General features: G+C 74.0%; 3 protein-coding genes and 1 pseudogene. 3 read left to right on the top strand and 1 reads right to left on the bottom strand.

Translation table 11 applies throughout. The features are described from left to right. Nucleotides 1-74: 74 nt before the first annotated feature. Both eda and HPY23_RS03500 read left to right on the top strand, forming a co-directional pair. The gene (gene eda / locus HPY23_RS03505) at nucleotides 75-719 is read left to right on the top strand and encodes a bifunctional 4-hydroxy-2-oxoglutarate aldolase/2-dehydro-3-deoxy-phosphogluconate aldolase (protein WP_091881572.1); all 645 of its coding nucleotides are present in this window, start codon (nucleotides 75-77) and stop codon (nucleotides 717-719) included. A 191-nt stretch (nucleotides 720-910) separates the two neighbouring features. Further along, nucleotides 911-1,543, top strand: coding sequence for a L,D-transpeptidase (locus tag HPY23_RS03500; RefSeq protein ID WP_060846957.1), 633 nt, complete (start codon nucleotides 911-913; stop codon nucleotides 1,541-1,543). 156 nt (nucleotides 1,544-1,699) lie between these two features. Here HPY23_RS03500 and HPY23_RS03495 read toward each other — a convergent pair whose 3' ends face one another. After that, the gene (locus HPY23_RS03495) at nucleotides 1,700-2,494 is read right to left on the bottom strand and encodes an AraC family transcriptional regulator (protein ID WP_091881569.1); all 795 of its coding nucleotides are present in this window, start codon (nucleotides 2,492-2,494) and stop codon (nucleotides 1,700-1,702) included. Nucleotides 2,495-2,602: 108 nt separating this feature from the next. Here HPY23_RS03495 and HPY23_RS32795 point away from each other — a divergent pair. Then, nucleotides 2,603-2,798, top strand: a pseudogene (locus tag HPY23_RS32795) (tetratricopeptide repeat protein); the annotation flags it as partial.

Below are 2,798 nucleotides of genomic sequence, written 5' to 3'. Positions count from 1 at the left end.
GTGATCGGACACCGCGGCGCCGTGATTCCCCGGGCGGCGATGCCCGCCCTCCCCCCCGACCAGGACGACCAGCCATGACCGCCGAATCCCGCGCCCGCCGCCTCGACGCGCTGCTCGCCGCCTCGCCGGTGATCCCCGTCATCACCGTGCCGGAGCTCGCCCACGCGGTGCCGCTCGCCCGCGCCCTGGTGGCGGGGGGCATCACGACCCTCGAGATCACCCTGCGCACGCCGGTGGCCCGGGACGCGGCGCGGGCGATCATGGCGGAGGTGCCGGAGGCGGTGGTGGGCCTCGGCACGGTGCTGAATCCGGCCGACCTCCAGACCGCCCACGACCTCGGCGCTCGCTTCGCGCTGAGCCCCGGGGCGACGCCGGAGCTGCTGGCGGCCGCCGCCGCCAGCGACATGGTGTTCATGCCCGGCATCGCCACGCCCTCCGACCTGATGCAGGTGCTGGCCGCCGGCTTCACGGTGGCGAAGTTCTTCCCCGCGGTGCCGGCCGGCGGCATGGCGGCGCTCAAGGCGCTGGGCGGGCCCTTCCCGCAGGCCCGCTTCTGCCCGACCGGCGGCATCGGCGAGGCCGACGCCAAGGCCTGGCTCGCCCTGCCGAACGTCGCGGCGGTCGGCGGCTCCTGGCTGGCGCCGGAGGCCGAGATCCGCGCCGGCAACTTCGCCGCCATCACCGAGCGGGCCCGCCGGACGCTCGCCGCGCTGCAGTAACACGCGGGAAACGTGCCCGCGCCGCCCCGGTGTGGCGCGGGCACAACGCCAACTTCGCAACTGCGAAGCTTCGCCGGATTTAAGCTTGGCTTTGGATCGTGGGCGTTTACGGCTTGGCTATCGGTTCCGCCGTACGGTGCCGGACGCGTTCGAACCGTCCCGTCCCGCGCTTCCCCATCCGAGAGGCTTTCATGCGCCGCTTCGTTCCCGCCCTGGCCGGGCTGGCCTGCGCCGTCACCGCCTGGGCGGCGCCCGCCGCCGCCTACGAGATCGACCCGCTCACCCGCCAGCCGCTGGACCAGCCGCTCACCGTGACGGTGCGGTCCCCCGCCGCCGCTGCCGCCGCCGTCGATCCCCTCGACGCCGCGGTGCCGAAGCTGAGCCCGATCCCGCGCGAGACGGTGGCGTATGCCGGCCCCTACGGCGCCGGCACCATCGTGGTCTCGACCGCCGAGCGCCGGCTCTACTACGTGCTCGGCAACGGCCAGGCCCTGCGCTACGGCGTCGGCGTCGGCCGCCCGGGCTTCACCTGGAACGGCGTCCAGACCATCTCGATGAAGCGCGAGTGGCCGGATTGGCGCCCGCCGGCGCAGATGATCCGCCGCCGGCCCGACCTGCCGCGCCACATGAAGGGCGGCCCCGAGAACCCGCTCGGCGCCCGCGCGATGTATCTCGGCGGCTCGCTCTACCGCATCCACGGCTCCAACGAGCCCGAGACCATCGGCACCGCCGTCTCCTCCGGCTGCATCCGGATGACCAACGACGACGTGATGGACCTCTACACCCGCGCCAAGGTCGGCACGAAGGTGATCGTGCAGCGCTGATCCCCGGCGGATCGCGATCGGATGTTTCGGAAAAAGGCCGGCCCTCGTGCCGGCCTTTTTAATGTCGAATGGTCCAGCATCTCGATTGCATGGCGCCGGTCTCCCGTCCCCCGCAGAAGGGTGAGGGGAGAAAGCGCGAAATTTTCCGACGGTTCGTCACCCCCCGCCCCCCACTGGCCTCCCCCGCATGTAGGCCTGGGGCGCCGCGCCCATCTCGCGGCGAAAGGCGTACACGAAGGCCGAGGTCGAGCCGTAGCCGAGCGTCATCGCGGTGCGGGTCACGTCCATCCCGCCGCCCATCAGCTCGATCGCCTTGAACAGCCGCAGGCGCCGGCGCCAGGTGCGCAGGCTCATGCCGAGCTCGGCCTCGAAGCGGCGGGCGAGCGTGCGGCCCGACAGGCCGACGGCCCGGCCCCATTCCTCCGGCCCGCGGGCATCGGCCGGCGCGGCGTCGAGCGCCTCGCAGAGCGCGGCCAGCGGGCCCTCGCGCGGCCAGGGCAGGGCGCCGGGCAGGGGCGCGGCGCGGCGCAGCTGGTCGAGGATCAGGGCGGCGACGCGGCCGGCATAGCCGTCGTCGTCCGCCACCCCGTCGAGCGCCGCCGCCTCGACGATGAGGGCCTGGAGCAGGGGCGGGACGCCGAGCACCGTCGGCTCCCCGGGGAGCCCCGCCCCGGCCGCGTCGGCGATCCACAGGCTGCGGAACTCGGCGCCGAGCAGCGAACCGACCCGGTGCCGGTGTCCGGTCGGCAGCCACACCGCCTGCTCGGGCGAGATCACGAAGGAGCGGCCGTCCACCGCCACGGTCAGCACCCCGGAGACGGCGTAGACGACCTGGTGCCAGTCGTGGGCGTGCTCGGGAAAGGCGTGGCGCGCCGGGATCGACTGCACCCGCACCGTGAGCGGCTGCGGCGCCCGCGAGTCGGGCGGCGTCTCGATCGTATCCCACCGCATGGCCGGGCTCCATTTTGGCCGCCAGTCTACAAGGCTTGTCGCCCCGTCGAAATACGGACAGCCGACGCTCGGCTATGCAGGGATGGTTCACCGTTCCAGGCCCCCGTCATGGCCCATCACGACCGCCGCTTCCTGCCGCTCTCGACCGCCTCCGACACCGCCGCCGCGCAGTACCGCGAGGGCATCGACCTGATGCTCGCCGCCTGGCCGGGCGCCGCCGAGGCGCTCGACGCGGCGATTGCGGCCGATCCCGGCTTCGCCCTGGCGCATGCCGCCCGGGCCCGCCTGCACGCGATGCGCGGCG

The organism is Methylobacterium ajmalii, from assembly GCF_016613415.1.
Taxonomy (GTDB): domain Bacteria; phylum Pseudomonadota; class Alphaproteobacteria; order Rhizobiales; family Beijerinckiaceae; genus Methylobacterium; species Methylobacterium ajmalii.
Note: the sequence above shows the minus strand (reverse complement) of the source record. Positions and strands in the feature narration are given on the sequence as shown.